The following is a 17,982-nucleotide window of genomic DNA, read 5'->3' as shown; positions in this document are numbered from 1 at the left end:
CTCAGGCCTCTTCGTCGGGGAACAGTTCGGCCACCCCGACGGCGAACCCCGGCAGCACCTCGCCGCCGTCGAGCCGGTCGCCGAGCTTCTTCACCGTCGACTGCCTCGCCGAGGGCCCGGTGTGGACGCGAACCGTCCTCGACTTCGGGTCCACCATCCAGACAATCCGGGTCCCGGCCTCGAAGTACTCGCGGAGCTTCCGATCCATCTCCGCCTTCGTGTTGCTCTTGCTGATCACCTCGACGGCGAGGTCGGGTGCGAGGTCTGGGATCGGCTCGTTCGGCCGCTTGCCGCCCGGGAACCGGTCCCGGGAGATGAAGCATGTATCTGGAATGCGGACCAGATTGGGCAGGATGCGGAGCGTCCCCGCCTCTCCAAGGACAATGCCCAACCGGCGTGGGCGGACGAACTGGAGCAGCAACGCCGCGATGATCACCGCGATTTGGGACTCACGATAGCCCATCGTCTTCTCCACCAAGACTCCCTCGACCAGCTCGCACGGCATGTTCTCGCGGTCGATGATTCGGACCAGATCCTCCTCCGTGGCCGTCCCCGGAGTGGGCCGGAATCGGACGCGATCGGCCGGCACGCCGCCGAGCCGTTCGAGCAGCTCGGCGACGGTCCGGGGCGGGTCGGTGGCGATGGTCGGGGCGTGGGTGGTCGAGGCCAAGGGCGGTACTCCCCCGAGTTCGATGCGAGGCGGCCCGGGCGGGCCTCGCCCGATTGTACGGGCTGGCGTCCGGCCCGGCCATCCGCCCCGGCCCGCTCGGCCCGGGGCGGGGGAGGGTCGCCGGCGGTCCTCCGGCCGTGAGGCCGTTCCTCGGGCGAGGCGGGGCGCGGTACAATGGGCCCACCCGATTGAATTCTTTCGCGAGAACCTCTGGATTCGATTGGTCCGTCGGGCCGGGCGATCCCCGGCCGGGGCCGGGAGCGGACGACGATGGCGACTGCGGCAGCGGCGCCGATCCGGCGGATCGGCATCTCGACCGGCGGGGGTGACGCCCCGGGGCTCAACGCGGTGATCCGGGCCGCGGTCGTCTCGGCGCTGCGCCGGGGCTGGGAGGTCGTGGGGATCCGGGACGGCTTCGACGGCGTCCTCGTCCCCGATCGCTTCCACGACGGCGGCCTCATGCCGCTGACGCTCGACCGGGTGCGGGGCATCACCCACCTCGGCGGCACGATCCTCGGCACGACCAACAAGAACAACCCCCTGCGCTACCCCGTCGCGCGCCCCGACGGCTCGGTCGAGCCGGTCGACCGCACCCCCGAGCTGGCCGAGCGGCTGCTGGAGAATATCGACGCCCTGATCGCCATCGGCGGCGACGGCTCGATGGAGATCGCCCACGCGCTGAGCCGCCGCGGGGTCCGGGTGGTGGGCGTGCCCAAGACGATCGACAACGACCTGGACGGCACGGTCGTCACGTTCGGCTTCGCCACGGCGGTCGCCTTCGCCACCGAGTGCATCGACCGGCTGCACTCCACCGCCGAGGCCCACCAGCGGGTGATGGTGGTCGAGGTGATGGGCCGCTATGCCGGCTGGATCGCCCTGCACTGCGGCATCGCCGGCTCGGCCGACGTGATCCTGATGCCCGAGATCCCCTTCGACCTGGAGCCGGTCGCCCGCAAGGTCGAGGCCCGGGGTCGCCTCGGCCGCCCGTTCACCATGGTCGTCGTCGCCGAGGGGGCCAGGCCGAAGGGGGGGGAGGTCTCGCTCGTCCCCGGCGAGCCCGGCCGGGTCGAGCGGCTCGGGGGCATGGGGGAGAAGGTCGCCGAGGGGATCCGGGCCGCCACCGGCCGGGACGTCCGGACCGTGGTCCTCGGCCACCTGCTCCGGGGGGGCACCCCCGAGCCCTCCGACCGCCTGCTCGCCCTCCGCTTCGGCGCCGCCGCCGTCCGCGCCCTCGCCACGGACCACACGGGCGTGATGGTGGCCCTCGACCCCCCCGACGTGAAGTACGTCCCCCTCGACGTCGCCACCCACCGCATGAAGTCCGTCCCCCTGGACTGCGACACCATGCTCACCGGCCGGGATCTGGGCATCTGCTTCGGCGACTGACCACGGCCGGGTGGTCGGGGCCGAGGCGTCCGGCCCCGGCCCGCGCCCGACCTCCGTTCGGCCCTCCTCCAGGAGGATCGGGCCGTCGAGCAACGGCCCCGGGCCTCCCCGATCACGCGGACGCCGGGACGCCCCACCGGCGGCGCGTCGACCTCCGCGATGATCGCCCTACGCCCGGGACGAACGCCGCCCCGCCGCCGCCGGGCGATGCTCGACGGGGGCGGGGCGTGCGAGGAGTGGACCGAAGCGTCAGGACGGGTCAGGCCACGGCCACGGCGGCGGCGGTGGCGGCCTGCTTCAAGGTGTCGGCCTTGTCGGTCTTCTCCCAGGTGAATTCCGGCTCGGAGCGGCCGAAGTGGCCGCCGGCGGCGGTCTTGCGGAAGATGGGCCGGCGCAGGTCGAGGTGCGTGATGATCCCTGAGGGGGTCAGCGGGAAGTGCTCCCGGATCAGGGCCTCGATCTGGTCGTGGGGCAGGGTGCCGGTGCCGAAGGTCTCGACGTGGACGCTCACCGGGGCGCTGACGCCGATGGCGTAGGCCAGCTGCACCTCGCACTTCCTCGCCAGCCCGGCGGCCACCACGTTCTTGGCGACGTATCGGGCCATGTAGGCGGCCGATCGGTCGACCTTCGTGGGATCCTTGCCGCTGAAGGCGCCGCCGCCGTGGCGGCCCGAGCCGCCGTAGGTGTCGACGATGATCTTCCGGCCCGTCAGGCCGGCGTCGCCGTGGGGGCCGCCGACCACGAAGTTCCCGGTCGGGTTGATGTGGTAGGTCGGCTCGCCCTTGACCATGTCCTTGGGCAGGACCGGCTCGATCACCTCCTTGATGATCGTCTCCCGGATCGTCTTGTGGTCGACGCCCGGGTCGTGCTGGGTGGAGACGACCACCGTGTCGACCCGCACCGGCTTGCCGCCGTCGTACTCGACGGTGACCTGGCTCTTGCTGTCGGGCCGCAGCCACTTGACCCGGCCGCTCTGGCGGGCCTCGGTGATCTTGTTGATCACGCGGTGGGCCAGGGCGATCGGCAGGGGCATCAGCTCGGGGGTCTCGTCGCAGGCGAAGCCGAACATCAGGCCCTGGTCGCCGGCGCCGATGTCCTTGCCCGAGGCGGCGTCCTCGTTCACCCCCATGGCGATGTCGGGCGACTGCTTGCCCAGGGCCACCATCACGCCGCAGGTGTCGGCGTCGAAGCCCATGTCGCTGGAGGTGTAGCCGATCTCCCGGACCACCTGGCGGACGACGTCGGGGTAGTTGACGGTGGCGGTCGTCGTGATCTCCCCGGCCAGCACGACCAGCCCGGTCGTCAGCAGCGTCTCGCAGGCGACCCGGGCGTGGGGGTCCTGGGCGAAGATGGCGTCCAGGATGCCGTCGGAGATCTGGTCGGCCATCTTGTCGGGATGGCCCATCGAAACGGACTCGCTGGTGAACAGATAGCGATTATTATCGGACACGTGCAGACCTCTCCTCCGGTCGGGTTGCGATGCCGGTCGGGCCGTTGCGGCGACGGTCGGGACGTCGAGGGGGACGGCCTCCTCCCCCCCTCGTGCCGCGGACTGCCTCCATTCGTCGGGCGAGTTTATCAGGGCCCCCGCCGCGCTGTAAAGCCAAGCCGGGCTTGCTCGTCGGCCCGACGCCACGGCCCGGCCGGCTCTCCCCGCGGCATTTGCACTGGACAGACCGGAGACATCCGTACATACTGCCGCCGTCCGGCGTATTCGTGCGTCCACCATGACGCCGGGCGATCCGAAGACCCCGAGACGGAGGATCAGCGATGCTTCGAGCGACGATCGCGGCGGTGCTGGCGGTGACGGTGTCGGTGCCGGTGCTCGCCCAGGACCAGGGCCAGGGCCAGGCGCCCGACCCCGAGTCCTTCCTGCCGAAGCCGACGGCCGAGCACGAGCTGCTCAAGCGGGATGTCGGCACCTGGGACGCGAAGATCAGCACCTACATGGGAGGCCCCGACGCCCCCCCGGAGGTCTCCGAGGGGGTCGAGACGAACCGGATGCTCGGCGACCTCTGGGTCGTCAGCGACTTCCAGGGCAGCTTCGCCGGCATGCCCTTCACCGGCCACGCCCAGGTCGGCTTCGACTCGAAGGCCGACCACTTCGTGATGAGCTGGATCGACTCGGTGAGCACCTCACTCATGACCTTGCAGGGCACCTATGACCCCGCCTCCAAGACCCTGACCATGACCGGCAAGGTCTACGACCCGATGCTGGAGAAGGAGGTCGAGCACCAGTCGGTCACCCGCTACATCGACGAGGACCATCGGGTCTTCACCATGTCCATGAAGGCCCCCGAGCTGGGCGACGACTGGGTCAAGGGCATGGAGATCGAGTACACCCGGCGCGAGGCCGACGCCCCGGAGTGACCCCCACCCCGGGCGGGGTCGACGGCCGCCCCGGCGTTCTCGCCCCCTCGCAATCGGCAGGCGGAGGGTCGATGCCCGAGACGGCCATCCGCCCTCCTCCCGTGCGCTACGCCTGCTCGGCTCCCCCGACCTCCCGATCCCGGCGATACCAGGCCCAGAGCAGCCGGAGGGTGGTGGCGTCGAGCATGGCCTGGGAGTTCGGGTAGGTCGTCGGCTCCCGGTCGTCGGCCGGGTCGAGCAGGGCCCGGGCCGAGTCGGTGACGTGGGCCCGGCCGCCGACCCGGCCGAGGATGTCGGCGAGGAAGACGGGGAAGTTCTCGGCGGCCGAGGGCTTCAGGCGGTCTCCCAGGTCGCTGTAGTTCATCTGGTCGGCGACGACCCGGAAGGCGATCAGGGGGTCCTGGCGGACCAGGTGCAGCTCGGTCGTCGGCTCCTTGACGACCCGGGACGCCCGACGGGCCCGGGACGCCCGGGGCCCCCGGAGGATCATCGCGTTGAGCCCGGCGGCCAGGGTGCCGGACCAGCCGGGGGCCCGGGGATCCCGGAACTCGTCCTCGGCGGCGATCCGGGCGCCGTGGATCAATTCCAGCTTCGCCCAGGGGACCCAGTGGGCCGGCTCCCCCCTCAGGCCGCCGACGCTCAGGCCGTCCTCCTTCACGGCGGCCCGGTGGACCGACCTCGGCGGGACGAGCTTGGGCACGGTGTCGACCCGGCGGGCCTCGGCGGCGATGCCCTGCTCGTAGAGGGCATCCAGCAGCTCGCGGACCTCCCCCTCGGCCAGCGGCCAGGGCAGGATGCCGGGGGCGCGCTTGACCCACTGCATCGCCTCGGTCGGGTGCAGGCCCATTACCCCCCGGAACAGCTCCCGGAGGGCCTGGGGATCGTCGGGCTGGTCGAAGAGGATCAGGCGGTAGTCGTTCTCGGGCATGGGCATCCGCTCGACGCAATCCCGGGTCCGGGGCGGGCCGATCCGACCCCTTCGAGCTTACGCACCCCGACGACCCCCGGCCAGTGGGTCGCCCGACGGCCGCCGAGGCCGAGCTTGACCCCCGCATCGCCTCGACCCGATAATCCGGCCGACCCCGAGCCCCCGACGGCCCCCCTCGGGCCGCAGGGGGGACATTCCCGGCCCCGGAGCGACCTGCCGATGCCCGATGACGGGGCCCCGATCCCCGGATCTCCCGCCCCCGAGCCCGACCCCCGGGTGGTCCTGGCCGCCGAGCGGACCCTGCTGGCCTGGATGCGGACCGGCCTGGCCCTGATGGGCTTCGGCTTCGTCGTGGCCCGGTTCGGCTGGTTCCTCCGCGAGATGGCGGCCGTCGGCCACCACGAGCCCGACCCCGGCACCACCGCTTCGCTCTGGATCGGCACCGGGCTGGTGGCGCTGGGGGTCTGGGTCCTCGTCGGCTCGACCGTGCGCTACCGGAGTTACCTCCGCTCGCTCGAACGAGACACCCACGCCATCCCCGGGCCCGGCCTGGGGACGGCGGTCTCCCTCGTCCTGGCGACGCTCGGCGTGGGGATGGTCGCCTACCTCCTCGTCATGGGGCTGCGGGGCTGATCGGCCCGGATGGCCTTGCGAATCCGCGCCAATTGCGGAATGATGCCCGGGTTGCGCCGTCGGGCGGCAGCGAGTGATCGTCGACCCCCAACCCCGGCGGCATCGACCGACAGCACGGAGGCGACCGTCCCATGCGATACCCCTTCGGATTCACCCTGGCCCAGGCCAAGCACCGCAACCGCATGGAACGCGCCGGGCTGCGGCGATACCCGACGGTCCTGATGCTGGAGCCGCTCTACACCTGCAACCTCGCCTGCATCGGCTGCTCGACCGAGCGCTACACCGGCAAGCTCAAGGACCGGATGACCGTCGAGCAGTGCCTCAAGGCGGTCGACGACTGCGGCGCCCCGATCGTCAACATCTGCGGCGGGGAGCCGACGCTCTACCCCGAGCTGAAGGAGCTGATCGACGCCCTGATCGCCCGAAACAAGTACATCATCATCTGCACCAATGCGCTCCGGCTGCACGACAAGTTCTACGGCGTCATCCCGCCCAGCGACCACCTCTTCCTGATGGTCCACCTCGACGGCATGCGGGAGACGCACGACTACATCACCAGGAAGGCCGGCGTCTTCGACACCGCCATCGAGGCGATCCGCCAGGGCAAGGACCTCGGCTACACCGTCTACCTCAACACCACCGTCTACAAGCAGACCGACGTGGCCGAGGTGGAGCAACTCTGCAAGCTCGTCGACGAGTTGAAGGCCAAGGGCATCCTCATCTCTCCCGGCTACGAATACGAGAGCGTCGAGGCCGACGTCTTCCTGACCAAGGACCAGATCCACGAGAAGTTCCGGGCGATCCGGGAGTTCTCGAAGCGGTACAAGATCAGCGCCACCCCCGCCTTCCTCGAATTCGCCGCCGGCCTCCGGGAGCTAACCTGCGCCCCCTGGTCCACCGTCAACTACACCCCCAAGGGCTGGAAGGCCCCCTGCTATCTGATCGAGGGGGAGGGCTACGTCGACGACTGGGCCACCTTCTGGGGGTCGACCGACTGGGAGTACTGGGAGTCCCGCCAGGACCGCCGCTGCCAGAACTGCAAGATGCACTCCGGATTCGAGCACAGCGCCGTCACCGACGCCATGAAGACCGTCAGGGGCACCGTCCAGCTCGCCGCCTGGTCGCTCGGCGGCTGATCGACCCGATCCCATCGCCGGAGGGCATCGCCGATGATCCGAGGGCTCCGCACCGTCGTCTACCCGGCGCCGGACCTGGCCGCCGGCAAGGACTGGTATCGCCGGGTGCTCGAGATCGAACCGTACTTCGACGAGCCCTTCTACGTCGGGTTCAACGTCGGCGGCTTCGAGCTGGGCCTGGTCCCCGACGGCACTCCCGGCGCCCTCGGCGCCGTCGCCTACTGGGGGGTCCCCGACGCCCCCGCCGCCCTCGCCAGGCTGGAGGGACTGGGGGCCACCGTCCGCGAGCCGGTGACCGACGTCGGCGGCGGCATCAAGGTCGCCTCGGTGCTCGACCCCTTCGGCAACGCCTTCGGCGTCATCGAGAACCCCCACTTCGATCCCGGGGCCGTCCGATGACGGGCGAGGGTCCCGTTGCCGACCTGACCATCCGACCCGAGACCCCGGACGACCTCGACGCCGTCCGGCTCGTGAACGAAGCGGCGTTCGGCCAGCCCGCCGAGGCCGACCTCGTCGACGCCCTCCGGCGCTCCTCCCGTCCGTTCCTCTCGATGGTGGCGGAGCGATCGGGAACGGTCGTCGGCCACGTCGCCTTCAGCCCGGTGACGATCAACGGCCCCCACCCATCGGATGCGACTCCCCCGATCCTCCTCGGCCTGGCCCCGGTGGCCGTCCGGCCCGGGGAGCAGGGCAGGGGGGTCGGCTCAGCCCTGATCCGATCGGGGCTGGAGGCGTGCCGGGCGATCGGCGCCGGGGCGATCGTCGTGCTCGGCCACCCGACCTACTACCCGAGGTTCGGCTTCGAGGTCGCCGCCCGGCTCGGCCTCCGGTGCGAATACGACGTGCCCGAGGACGCCTTCCTCGTCGTCGAGCTGATCCCCGGTGCCCTCGACGGCCGGTCGGGCACCGTCCGCTACCACGAAGCGTTCTCGGCCGTCTGACGCTGGGAGGATCGGATCACCCCCGACGGCCCTCCTCGCGGAGCAGCGCGTCGACCCACTCGGCATCGGCCCGGGTCAGCGGGGGGACGGGCTCGGCGGCGTAGTCGATCCGTCGGCCGTAGGCGCCGGCGTCGTAGCAGCGATCGAGCAGCGGTTGCAGGTCGAGGACGAGGTCGGGGTCGTCGTCGAGCAGCGGGACGGCGATCCGGGGGAGCCGATCCCGGATCGTCCGGGCCCAGACCTCCGACCGCCACCTCGGGCCGCTGCCCCGGTTCAGACAGGTGAGGTAATGATAGCGCCCCCGCCGGGCGAGCTGGTGCCGGGAGACGGCCACGGTGTGCTCGCCGTCCCGGAGCAGGTCGATCTCGATCAGGTGGGCCGGGCTCCCGAGGATCTCCGCCTGCTTGGCCTGGTAGGACGCCCGGCCCGTCGACCCGGCCGCCTTGTTCGAGGGGCTGAGCAGCTCGATCACGGCGACGACCCGATCGGGTTCCCGGGCCGGCAGGATCTCGACGAACCCCTCTCGGATCTCCTCGGCCGGCCAGTCGACCAACCAGGGCGGGTCCAGCACCGCCGCCCCCGCCGCCCCGGGGTTGCCCCAGGGACGCCCGCCCGGCGATGATCGTTCGAAGACGGCGGCGTCGGGGACGATGGCCCGATTCGGGTCGTCGATGTAGAGCCGTTCGTTCAAGTTGGCGACATATCGGTCGGGAAGACCCTCGTTCAGGGCCGACCACAAGAAGGTCATGAAGCCTTGATGGAGCCCGGGCCAGAGGTCGTGATCCTCCAGGTACGGGTCCATCCCGGGGAACGGGCCGGGCATCGGGTGGCCTCCTCGGCAAGGGTCCGAGACGATCGGCGACGGGGCGTCTTCCCTTCATTCTACCGGGATCGGTGAGCTGATGTGCGGCATCTGCGGGGCGGCCTGGGGAGATCACGGATCCGGGCCGACGGCCGGGCAGCTCGACGCCATGATCGCCCGGCTGGAGCACCGAGGGCCGGACGACCTCGGCTCCTACCGGGACCACCACGCGGCGCTCGGCTTCCGACGCCTCTCGATCCTCGACCTGCCCGGCGGCCACCAGCCGATGGGCAACGAGGACGGCTCGGTCCGGGTGGTCTTCAACGGGGAGATCTACAACTTCCCGTCGCTCCGGAACCGCCTGGAGGCCCGGGGCCACACGCTCCGATCGGCCGGCGACACCGAGGTCATCAGCCACCTCTACGAGGACGAGGGGCCCGGCTTCTCCCGACACCTCCGCGGGATGTTCACCGTCGCCGTCTGGGACGCCCCCCGCAGGCGCCTCGTCCTGGCCCGCGACCGCCTGGGCCAGAAGCCGCTGGTCTACCGGCTCGAATCCGACCGCATCCTCTTCGCCAGCGAATTGAAGGCGCTGCTGGCCCTGCCGGGATCGGAGTTGCCTCGGGAGTTGGACCCGCTGGCGGTCGATCGCTATCTCACCTATGGGTACGTCCCCCACCCCCGGACGATCCTCCGGGGCGTCTACAAGCTCCCGCCGGCCCACTACGCCGTCTGGCACGAGGGCTCCCTAGAGCTTCGCCGCTACTGGGAGCCCGACTGGGATCTCGAAGTCCGTCGGCCGGTCGCCGAGGACGAGGAGCGGCTCCGAGCCACCCTCGACGACGCGGTCCGGGAGCAGATGGCCGCCGACGTGCCGCTCGGGGCCTTCCTCTCCGGGGGGGTCGACTCGACGATCATCGTCGGCTTGATGCAGAAGCACTCACACAATCGTGTGAAGACGTTCTCGATCGGCTTCGACGACCCCGCCTTCGACGAGAGCGGCTACGCCCGGATGGCGGCCGAGCACCTGGGGACGGAGCACCATGCGTTCGTGGTGAAGCCCGACGCCTGGGAGACGCTCCCCGGCCTGGCCCGGCACTTCGACGAGCCGTTCGCCGACAGCTCGGCGCTGCCCACCTGGCACGTCTCGCGGCTGACCCGGCAGCACGTCACCGTCGCCCTGACCGGCGACGCCGGGGACGAGCTGTTCGGCGGCTACGACCGCTACCGGGCCGTCGCCCTGGCCGAGGCGGTGGCGAGGCTCCCCGGCGGCGTCGGCCGCTGGCTCGGCGGGCCGGTGGCGAGGGCGGTGCCGGGGTCGTCGAGGGCCAAGACCCGCCTGCGGTCGGCGAGACGCTGGCTGGAGGCCGTCGGCCTGCCGCCGGGGGACCGCTACCTCCGCTGGATGACCAGCTTCGACGAGCAGGCCAGGGCCGCCCTCTACTCCGACGAGTTCCTCGACACCCTCGCCGAGGCCGGCTCGATCGACCCCGAGGACGCCGACCCGGCCGGGGTGCTGCACCGGGCGCTCGGCGTGGCCCCGGGGCGGGATCCGGTGACCCGGGCGATGATCGCCGACGTGCTCACGTACTTGCCCGGCGATCTGCTCGTGAAGGTCGACCTCGCCAGCATGGCCCACGGGCTCGAATGCCGGGGGCCGTTCCTGGACGACCGGGTCGTCGAACTGGCGCTAGCCATGCCGCTGGACCGCAAGCTCCGGCTCCGAAAGGGGCGGTCGAAGGTGATCCTCAAGCGGGCCTTCGCCGACCTGCTGCCCCCGCCGATCCGGACCCGCCCGAAGATGGGCTTCGGCGTGCCGATCGACCGCTGGTTCCGGGGCGAATTGAAAGACGAGCTGCGTTCCGTCCTGCTCGACCCCGTCAGCCTCTCCCGGGGGCTGTTCCGGCCCGAGGCGGTGGGGGCGATGGTCGCCGAGCACGTCGAGGGCCGTCGCGACCACGCCTACCGGCTCTGGGCCCTCCTGATGCTGGAGCTGTGGTTCCGGCACCACGTCGACCCATCCCCCTCGGCGACGGCCTCGGCCGACCTGGCGGCGGGACGCCCCATCGCGTAGCGTGGTGGCCCCGATCGACCGCACGGAGGCCCCCCGACATGCCCGCGACCCCGACCGCAGAGCGCCCCCCCTCCATCCCGATCCCCTGGGGAGGCGGCCCGCCGTTGCAACTCTCCCCGCCGGCCGAATGGCCCCCGCCCGAGGTGATCGAGCCCGACCTCTCCGGACCGATCGCCGACTACCCGGCCGCGCTGGCCGCGGCGCTGGACCGCCCCGAGGGCCCCGACGGGCGGATCGAGTCGCTCGTCGGGCCGGGCCGCTCGGTGGCGATCGTCGTCGACGACCCCTCGCGCTGGACGCCGGTGCGGGAGGCCCTGCCGATCGTGCTGGATCGGCTGGCATCGGCGGGCGTCTCGCGCGAGGACATCACGATCAGCGTGGGAGTCGGCCGGCACCATGCCGTCGACGGCGAGGCGATGGGGCGACGGGTCGGGGATGAGGTCGCCTCCTGCTTCCGATGCTTCAGCCCCCCGGTCGACGACCTCTCGCAGTACGAGGACCTGGGGGAGACGGCCATCGGCATCCCGGTCCGGGTCTTCCGGCCGGTCGCGCAGGCGGACCTGCGCATCTTGATCGGATCGGTCCTGCCGCATCTCCAGGCGGGGTTCGGCGGCGGCTACAAGCTGATCTTCCCCGGGACGAGCCACCGGACGACCCTGGGGGCGATCCACCGGGTCGGGCTCGGCGGCGACGCCGGCGGCCTGCTCGGCTCCGGGGCCGACGCCAACCCCATGCGACGGGCGATCCGGGAGGCGGCGTCGAGGCTCGGCCCCTGCGTGTCGATCAGCCACGTGCTCGGCCCCCCGGGCACGGCCTTCCGGGTGTCGAGCGGCCACCCCGACGCGGTGCAGGACGTGCTCGCCGCCGAGGTCGCCCGACGCTCCCGGGCGCCGGCCGCCGACCCGGCCGACGTGGTCGTCGCCGGCAACGCCCCCTGGCCGGGGGACCCGATGCAGAGCTTCAAGGTGCTGCTCAACCACCGGGAGGCCTGCCGGAGGGGCGGCCTCCTCATCGGCCTCTTCTGGACCGACCCGGCGGAGATCGACCGCTCGTTCCCGATGCCCGCCATGCGGGCGATCGCCGCCGGCGGCGCCCTCGGCGGGGCGGTCCTGCGCCGGGGCCTGGCGGCGGCCGACCGCGTGGCGAGGGCCTCGGGCGGCGCCTCCTCGTTCATGGTCCGCTGGGCCCGGGAGCTGGTGGTCGATCGAGAGGTGCTCGTCTATGCCCCCCCCTTGCGAGACCGGATCGGCCCGAGGCTTGGCCCGATCCGCCTTTTCTCCGACCAGGGGGAGCTCTGGCGCGTCGCCGCCCGTCATCTCGGCCGGGCGGGGGTCGAGGCCCCCCGCCTCCGCGTCTTCCCGATCGGCGGCCTGACGTACTGCCCATCCCCCGAGGTCGTCGGGCCGTGAGCCGGGGCGGGCCCGAGGGACCTCAGCGGCGCAGGTCGATCCCCTCGGTCGCGCTTGACAGGATCGGGCAACTCGCCTAGATTCCGCCGAGCCCCGGGGCGAACGACCCGGGCCATCAATCGCGACGCCGCGCGGAAAGGACGCCGCCGATGGACCGCAACCTGAGGGCCCTGGCCTGGTCGCTCGCCGCCTCGGCGCTGCTGGCCCTGGGCTGTTCGCTGGTCAAGCCGGACTCCGACGCCCCGCTCTCCTCCTCGATCGCCTCGGCGTCGGGCGAGGAGACGCTGGCCGAGCTGCTCAATCCCCGGCGGCTGGCGATGAAGGCGAAGGTCGCCTCGATGTCCTCCGAGGAGCAGCAACGGGCCGCCGAGCTGCTGGACCCGGAGCGGATCGCCCTGAAGGTGATGATCGCCACCCGGCCGATCGACGAGCCGAGCCTGAGGGACGCCATCTGGGCCGTCGCCGACGAGCACGCCCTCGACGCCGACCTGAGGCTCCGCCTGGAGGCCAACGGGCTCCGGGTCGGGGTCGTCGACGGCTCGATGCCGCCGGAGGTCGAGGAGCTGCTCAGCCCCGAGGCCCCCCAGGGGGAGCGGATCGACCCGCTGGTCGTCGCCGTGCCGAACGGCCACGCCACGCCGATCATGGTCGGCCCGGACGAGCCGGTCGACCGCAAGACCCTGTTCCTGAGCCTCGCCAACGGCGCCGTCGGCCGGGACTACGAGAACGCCCGGGCCGCCATCCGCGTCTCGGCCTCACGGGACGGCGACGCGATCGGCCTCCGGGTCGTGCCGGAGATCCACCACGGCTTCTCGCAGCTCCGCTACGCCCCGGCCGACAACCTCGGCCCCTTCGAGCCGGAGCAGTTCGTCATGCGGGACGGCCAGCAGGAGGAGAGCTTCCGGGACCTGGCGGCCTCGCTCACGATCGCCCCCGGCCAGGTCCTCGTCCTCGGCTGCTGGCCCGACCGCCCCGGCAGCCTCGGCCACTTCCACTACACCAAGCTCGAGCCCAAGAGCGACCGCCTGCTCCAGAGCGTCGTCTTCCTCTGGGCCACCCCCACCGGGCCGACCGAGATCCCCTGGGTCGAGCCCGTCTCCCCGCCCAGCAACCTCCGAAGGGTCGACCCGAGCGAGCTGGGCGTCGGGGAGTCGCAGTAGACTGGCCGGCCGGCCGGGGACCGGCAGTCGGGGGCGGGCGGGGGACGCGGGCCGGGACGACCGGTCCGGAGTCGGTCCCGTCGGCGGACGACGCCTCCCCGACGATGGCCGAGGTCCCGAGCTTCGGGCACCATTCGTGCGAACCGGATCCCGAGGAGCCGCATCGATGGAAGGGACGTCGACGCCCGCCTGGGGGCGGGGGGGGGACGCGAGGCCCGGGCCTCGCCGCTGGAGGACCCACGGCGGCCACCCCCCGGCCTTCGGGCCGCACCGGGCGGTGCGGGGACCGAACGGGTCGGTCCCGGCATCGACACCGGCCCCGCCACCGAGGACCGCACCGATGGACGACGGCGAGACGGCCCCCGGACGGCGAGGGCTCGGGTCCGGCACCGGCCCGGCGACGCCCGTGGAGCTGGACGGCTCGGCGGGCGAGGGGGGCGGGCAGATCCTCCGGACGGCCCTGAGCCTGTCGCTGCTCACCGGCCGGCCGTTCCGGATCTCCCGGATCCGGGCCAATCGGGACCGCCCCGGGCTCCGCCCCCAGCACCTGGCGGCGGTCGGGGCGGCGGCGAGGCTCGGCGACGCGACGGTCGAGGGGGCGGGCGTCGGCTCGAGCACCCTCACCTTCCGGCCCGGGCCGTTCGCGCCGGGGGACCTGGCCATCGACATCGGCACCGCCGGGTCGACGAGCCTGGTGCTGCACACCCTCTACCTGCCGATCGCCCTGCGGGCCGACCGGGCCGTCCGGCTCTCCCTGACCGGCGGCACCTTCAACCCGAAGGCGCCGTCGTTCCCGTTCCTCGACCGCACCTGGAGGCACTACCTCTCGGCCATCGGCCTCGACCTCGCCCTGGCGATGCCCTCCGCCGGCTTCTACCCCCAGGGGGGCGGCCTCCTGGAGGCCTGGATCGAGCCGACCCGGGGCCTCCCCCGGGGGCTCGTCGCGGTGCAGCGCGGCCGCCTGGTCCGGATCTCGGGGGTCGCCGGCGCCTGCAAGCTCGACCGGGGCCGGGTGGCCGACCGGATGCGATCCCGCGCGGCGACGCGGCTCGACGAGGCGGGCCTCGACGCCGGGATCCCCGTCGAGATCGACCTGGCCGACTGGCCCGGCCCCGCCCCCGGCGCGGCGATCGCCTTGACGGCCGAGTTCGACGGCGAGGCCGCCCCCGCCAGCTTCGTCGGGCTGGGGGAGCGGGGCAAGCCCGCCGAGGTCGTCGCCGAGGAGGCCGTCGCCGAGCTGCTCGCCTTCCTCGACGCCCCCGGATCCGGCGCCGTCGACCCTCACAGCGCCGACCAGCTCCTGCTCCCGCTCGCCCTGGCCGAGGGCCGCAGCGTCTTCACCGTGGGGGCGGTCACCGAGCACCTCCGCACCAACGCCCGGACCATCGCCGCGTTCCTCGACCGCCCGATCGCCGTCCAGGAGCCGGAGGACGGCCCGGGGCGGGTGATCGTCGGCTAGGGCCACCCCGGGCGATCGGCCCTCAGGCCCCCGCCCCCAGCCGGGAGGCCAGGCGGCGGAGGGACCAGTCGGCCAGCAGCAGCAGGGCCAGCGGCAGGACGAACGCGCAGAACGGCCTCGCCCAGGCCAGCAGCTCCCTCGGGCCGACGACGCCGCCGTCTCGCCGGAGGAGCCCGACCAGGCGGAAGGCGACCGGCAGGCCGACCAGCAGCGCGGCGGGCAGGTACTTCCACAGGTAGTAGGGCAGCCCGGCCTTCATGAACCGGCCCGCCCGCCAGCTGCACAGCCAGGTGACCGCCAGCGAGCCGACGGCCGCCCCCACCCCCCAGACGGCGTCGACCACGCCGTCGAGCAGCGACAGGACCGCCCCCAGGACGAGGGCGACGATCGCGGCGGTCAGCAGGCGTCGGGCGGTCCGGAGGTCGTCGGCGCTCATCGGATCGGGGCGGGTCGCGGTCACGGCTTGGGGGTCGAGGGGGGGCCGATCCGCTTGAGCAGGGCCCGGAACTGGTACCGGAGCTGATACCCGGCCCGGTGGGCCTCGTCGAGCTGGCGGTCGAGGTCGGCGATCCGGCGCTGCGAGGCCGCGAAATCGTCCCGGAGGCCCTCCCGGGCCCGGGTCAATTCGTCGACCTCTCGGCGGAGCGACTCGGCCCGGCCCCGCTCGGCCGAGAGCCCCTCCCGGGCGTCGGCCAGCTCCTGCCGGGCGTCGGCCAGCTCCTGCCGGGCGTCGGCCAGCTCCCCGGCGTGGGCCTCGGCGGCGGCCTCGGCGTCCCGGGACGCCCGGTCGAGGGAGGCCGTCGCGGCGTCGAGCCGGGAGACCAGGGAGTCGAGTTCCTTGCCGAGCTGCCGGACCTGGCCCTCGGATCCGTCGGCGCGCCGGGCCTCGGCCTCGGCGGAGAGGAGGGCCGACTGGACCTCCTCGGCCAGCCGATCCGCCTCGGCCCGGTGCTGCTCCTCGGCCTCGACCCGGTGGCGATCGGCCTCCTCCGAGAGGGCCTCGGCCCGCCCCAGCCGGCGGCCCAGGTCGTCCCGCTCGGCCCGGGCGGCATCCCGGTCCCGGGAGGCGACGTCCAGCTCAACCCGGGCCGAGTCGAGCCGGGAGGAGAGGTCGGCCCGCTCCCGATCGGCCTCGGCACGGATCGCGTCTTGCTCGGCCATCAACCGGGCCCGCTCCGACTCCAGCTCGGCCCGGAGGGCGTCCCGCTCGGCCCCCATCGCGTCGGCGTCGGCCCGGGCGGCGTCCCGCTCGTCGATCAGCCGGACGCGATCGGCCCGGGCCTCGGCGCGGAGCGACTCCATCTCGCCGCGGATCGCGTCCCGATCGGCCTCCAGCCGGGCCCGCTCCGACTCCAGCTCGGCCCGGAGGGCGTCGCGCTCCGACTCCAGCGGCCCGAGCCGGGCCCGCAGGGCCTCCAGTTCCTCCCGAGTCGCCCCGGCCTCCTCCCCCCGGTCGCCATCGACCGCCGGGCCGGCGGCCCCGACTTCGGGGTCGCGGTCGGCCGCCGGGACCTCCTCCATCGAGGCCCCCTCGGCGGCATCCGGGGCCGGGGGCATCGGGTCCCCGGCCTCGGCGATCGTGAGCATCGTCTCGCAGTACTTGCACTGGGCCCGACGCCCGAGGTACTCGCGCCGGATGCGCAGGGTCCTCGAACAGCCGGGGCAGGTCACCTGCACGTGGGTCGCCGTCGACATGAGCACTGCCCCCGAGCCTCGGTCGCCTCGGGCGGGTCCCTGCCCCTCCGGTCGGTTCGTCCGGCGCATCGCGGGCCGGACGACGTCCCCGACGTCGGCCGCGACGCCCCTGTAAGCTAACCCCTGCGAGGCGGGGAGTCAAAACGCGGGGATCGCCCGGCGGCGACGAGCCGGACGGGCGTGGTACCCGCCCCCGCGTCGATCATGTCGTCGATCGCCTCACTCGCCGCCGGGGCGATCGCCCGGGTCGGCCCCCGGGGGGCCTGCTCCGCCGTCACCGACACCGTCACCGACACCGTCACCGGCCCCGTCCCCGGCCCGGGGCACGGGCACCCGGACGAGGTGGCCCTGCACGTCCTGGGCCTTGCGGTACATCAGGTGGTTCTGGTTCCGCTGCCCGGCCCGCTTCCGCCGCTCGTCCCGCCAGGCGCCCATCTGGGCCGCCAGGCCCGGCTCGACGGCCAGCAACTCCTCGACGAACCTCGCCCCGGCGAACGTCCGGTGCGGCACCGGCAGGATCTGGCCGATGCACTCCCCCCGCTCGAATCTCACCTCGCCCGGCTCGACGAGCTTCCAGTTGAAGGTGAACGTGTAGGGGAGCCACCACGTCTCGATGATCCCCTCCAGCGGGGCGCAGTTCGCCTTCCAGCGGTTGGACGGCCCCTTGGCGAACAGGTCCCAGCCGGGGGGCGTCCGGAACAGCCAGGGGGGGGAGAACGTGACGATACCCCGGCCGAACTGGCTCTTGACCGCGGCCTGGTACTGCGGGTCGACCTCCACCCGGAGCCCCTCCAGCCCCGGGGAGCCGTCCCAGGACACCCGGACGTCCGCCGGGAAGAGGACCTCCCAGCCCCACTGGTTCGCCACCACCAGCGGCAGGCAGTGATAGGCGTGGGTATGCTCGTCCATCCACGGCCGCCTCGGCGGCGCCGGCCTCAGCTCCCAGCCGGCCCCCCAGCCGGAGTCGACGATCCGCAGCGCCCGCAGCTCGAAGGGGGGCAGGCCCTCGATCGTCTCCGGGCAGCCCGGCGGCGGCTCGGGCGCCATCCCCGGGATCGGCCCCGGGGCGGGGGAGGGCCGGGAACTCGGCGGCGGCCCGGACGAGGAGACCGGCCGGCCCTGGCTCGCGTCGGCCGTGACGACGAACGAGCCGAAGTCGATCGGCCCGGCCGATCGGGCCGGCCGGGCTCGGGAATCGTCGTCTGGCGGGGGCGTGGTCGGGTTCATGGCCCGATGAGCCTAACATCCCCGGCTCGATCCGACCATGCCGTTTCGGAACGGCCGGGGATCGGGCAAAATGGGTAAGGTATAGCGTGTCC

17 protein-coding genes are annotated in these 17,982 nt (G+C 73.1%); 10 read left to right on the top strand and 7 right to left on the bottom strand.

Annotation, left to right across the window (positions count from 1 at the left end):
* Position 1: 1 nt before the first annotated feature.
* A complete protein-coding gene (locus ElP_RS00385) occupies positions 2-670 on the bottom strand; it encodes a Uma2 family endonuclease (RefSeq protein ID WP_231749370.1) in 669 nt (222 codons plus the stop codon).
* Positions 671-940: 270 nt separating this feature from the next.
* Here ElP_RS00385 and ElP_RS00380 point away from each other — a divergent pair, with 270 nt between their 5' ends.
* Positions 941-2,056, top strand: coding sequence for a 6-phosphofructokinase (locus tag ElP_RS00380; protein ID WP_145266215.1), 1,116 nt, complete (start codon positions 941-943; stop codon positions 2,054-2,056).
* Between the two features lie 259 nt (positions 2,057-2,315).
* Here ElP_RS00380 and metK read toward each other — a convergent pair whose 3' ends face one another.
* Complete coding sequence (gene metK / locus ElP_RS00375) at positions 2,316-3,506, bottom strand: methionine adenosyltransferase (protein ID WP_145266212.1); 1,191 nt, start codon at positions 3,504-3,506, stop codon at positions 2,316-2,318.
* Between the two features lie 320 nt (positions 3,507-3,826).
* Here metK and ElP_RS00370 point away from each other — a divergent pair, with 320 nt between their 5' ends.
* Complete coding sequence (locus tag ElP_RS00370) at positions 3,827-4,426, top strand: DUF1579 domain-containing protein (RefSeq protein WP_145266209.1); 600 nt, start codon at positions 3,827-3,829, stop codon at positions 4,424-4,426.
* A gap of 106 nt (positions 4,427-4,532) precedes the next feature.
* Here ElP_RS00370 and ElP_RS00365 read toward each other — a convergent pair whose 3' ends face one another.
* Positions 4,533-5,354, bottom strand: a complete 822-nt coding sequence (locus tag ElP_RS00365; protein WP_231749369.1) for a hypothetical protein — start codon at positions 5,352-5,354, stop codon at positions 4,533-4,535.
* A gap of 219 nt (positions 5,355-5,573) precedes the next feature.
* Here ElP_RS00365 and ElP_RS00360 point away from each other — a divergent pair, with 219 nt between their 5' ends.
* From ElP_RS00360 to ElP_RS00345, 4 genes are all read left to right on the top strand, one after another.
* A complete protein-coding gene (locus ElP_RS00360) occupies positions 5,574-5,987 on the top strand; it encodes a YidH family protein (protein ID WP_145266203.1) in 414 nt (137 codons plus the stop codon).
* Positions 5,988-6,118: 131 nt separating this feature from the next.
* Positions 6,119-7,123, top strand: a complete 1,005-nt coding sequence (hpnH, locus tag ElP_RS00355; RefSeq protein ID WP_145266200.1) for an adenosyl-hopene transferase HpnH — start codon at positions 6,119-6,121, stop codon at positions 7,121-7,123.
* A gap of 33 nt (positions 7,124-7,156) precedes the next feature.
* Positions 7,157-7,522: a VOC family protein gene (locus ElP_RS00350; RefSeq protein ID WP_145266197.1), complete on the top strand. Its 366-nt coding sequence runs from the start codon at positions 7,157-7,159 to the stop codon at positions 7,520-7,522.
* Positions 7,519-8,064 carry a GNAT family N-acetyltransferase gene (locus tag ElP_RS00345; RefSeq protein WP_197446604.1) on the top strand — a complete coding sequence of 182 codons (546 nt, stop codon included), beginning with the start codon at positions 7,519-7,521 and terminating at the stop codon, positions 8,062-8,064. The genes ElP_RS00350 and ElP_RS00345 overlap by 4 nt, the downstream gene beginning before the upstream one ends.
* Before the next feature lie 16 nt (positions 8,065-8,080).
* On the opposite strand, the gene ElP_RS00340 is transcribed toward ElP_RS00345, so the two are convergent.
* Entirely contained in the window at positions 8,081-8,887 is an 807-nt protein-coding gene (locus ElP_RS00340) for a DUF4058 family protein (protein WP_145266195.1), read from the bottom strand.
* Positions 8,888-8,966: 79 nt separating this feature from the next.
* Between ElP_RS00340 and asnB the strand changes: the two genes are divergently transcribed.
* From asnB to rtcA, 4 genes are all read left to right on the top strand, one after another.
* Positions 8,967-10,940 carry an asparagine synthase (glutamine-hydrolyzing) gene (gene asnB, locus ElP_RS00335; protein WP_145266192.1) on the top strand — a complete coding sequence of 658 codons (1,974 nt, stop codon included), beginning with the start codon at positions 8,967-8,969 and terminating at the stop codon, positions 10,938-10,940.
* 38 nt (positions 10,941-10,978) lie between these two features.
* Positions 10,979-12,349: a lactate racemase domain-containing protein gene (locus tag ElP_RS00330; protein WP_145266189.1), complete on the top strand. Its 1,371-nt coding sequence runs from the start codon at positions 10,979-10,981 to the stop codon at positions 12,347-12,349.
* A gap of 149 nt (positions 12,350-12,498) precedes the next feature.
* On the top strand, positions 12,499-13,509 hold the full coding sequence (locus ElP_RS00325) for a hypothetical protein (RefSeq protein WP_145266186.1): 1,011 nt from the start codon (positions 12,499-12,501) through the stop codon (positions 13,507-13,509).
* Positions 13,510-13,849: 340 nt separating this feature from the next.
* Positions 13,850-14,968, top strand: coding sequence for an RNA 3'-terminal phosphate cyclase (rtcA, locus tag ElP_RS00320; protein ID WP_197446603.1), 1,119 nt, complete (start codon positions 13,850-13,852; stop codon positions 14,966-14,968).
* A gap of 22 nt (positions 14,969-14,990) precedes the next feature.
* On the opposite strand, the gene ElP_RS00315 is transcribed toward rtcA, so the two are convergent.
* The 3 genes from ElP_RS00315 to ElP_RS00305 form a co-directional block, all read right to left on the bottom strand.
* Positions 14,991-15,404: a hypothetical protein gene (locus ElP_RS00315; protein WP_145266181.1), complete on the bottom strand. Its 414-nt coding sequence runs from the start codon at positions 15,402-15,404 to the stop codon at positions 14,991-14,993.
* 20 nt (positions 15,405-15,424) lie between these two features.
* Positions 15,425-16,663 (bottom strand): hypothetical protein, encoded by a 1,239-nt coding sequence (locus tag ElP_RS00310; protein WP_145266178.1) that lies wholly within the window; start codon positions 16,661-16,663, stop codon positions 15,425-15,427.
* 219 nt (positions 16,664-16,882) lie between these two features.
* Entirely contained in the window at positions 16,883-17,890 is a 1,008-nt protein-coding gene (locus tag ElP_RS00305) for a DUF6065 family protein (protein WP_197446602.1), read from the bottom strand.
* Between the last annotated feature and the right edge of the window lie 92 nt (positions 17,891-17,982).

Source organism: Tautonia plasticadhaerens (assembly GCF_007752535.1).
GTDB classification, from domain to species: Bacteria; Planctomycetota; Planctomycetia; order Isosphaerales; family Isosphaeraceae; genus Tautonia; species Tautonia plasticadhaerens.
Note: the sequence above shows the minus strand (reverse complement) of the source record. Positions and strands in the feature narration are given on the sequence as shown.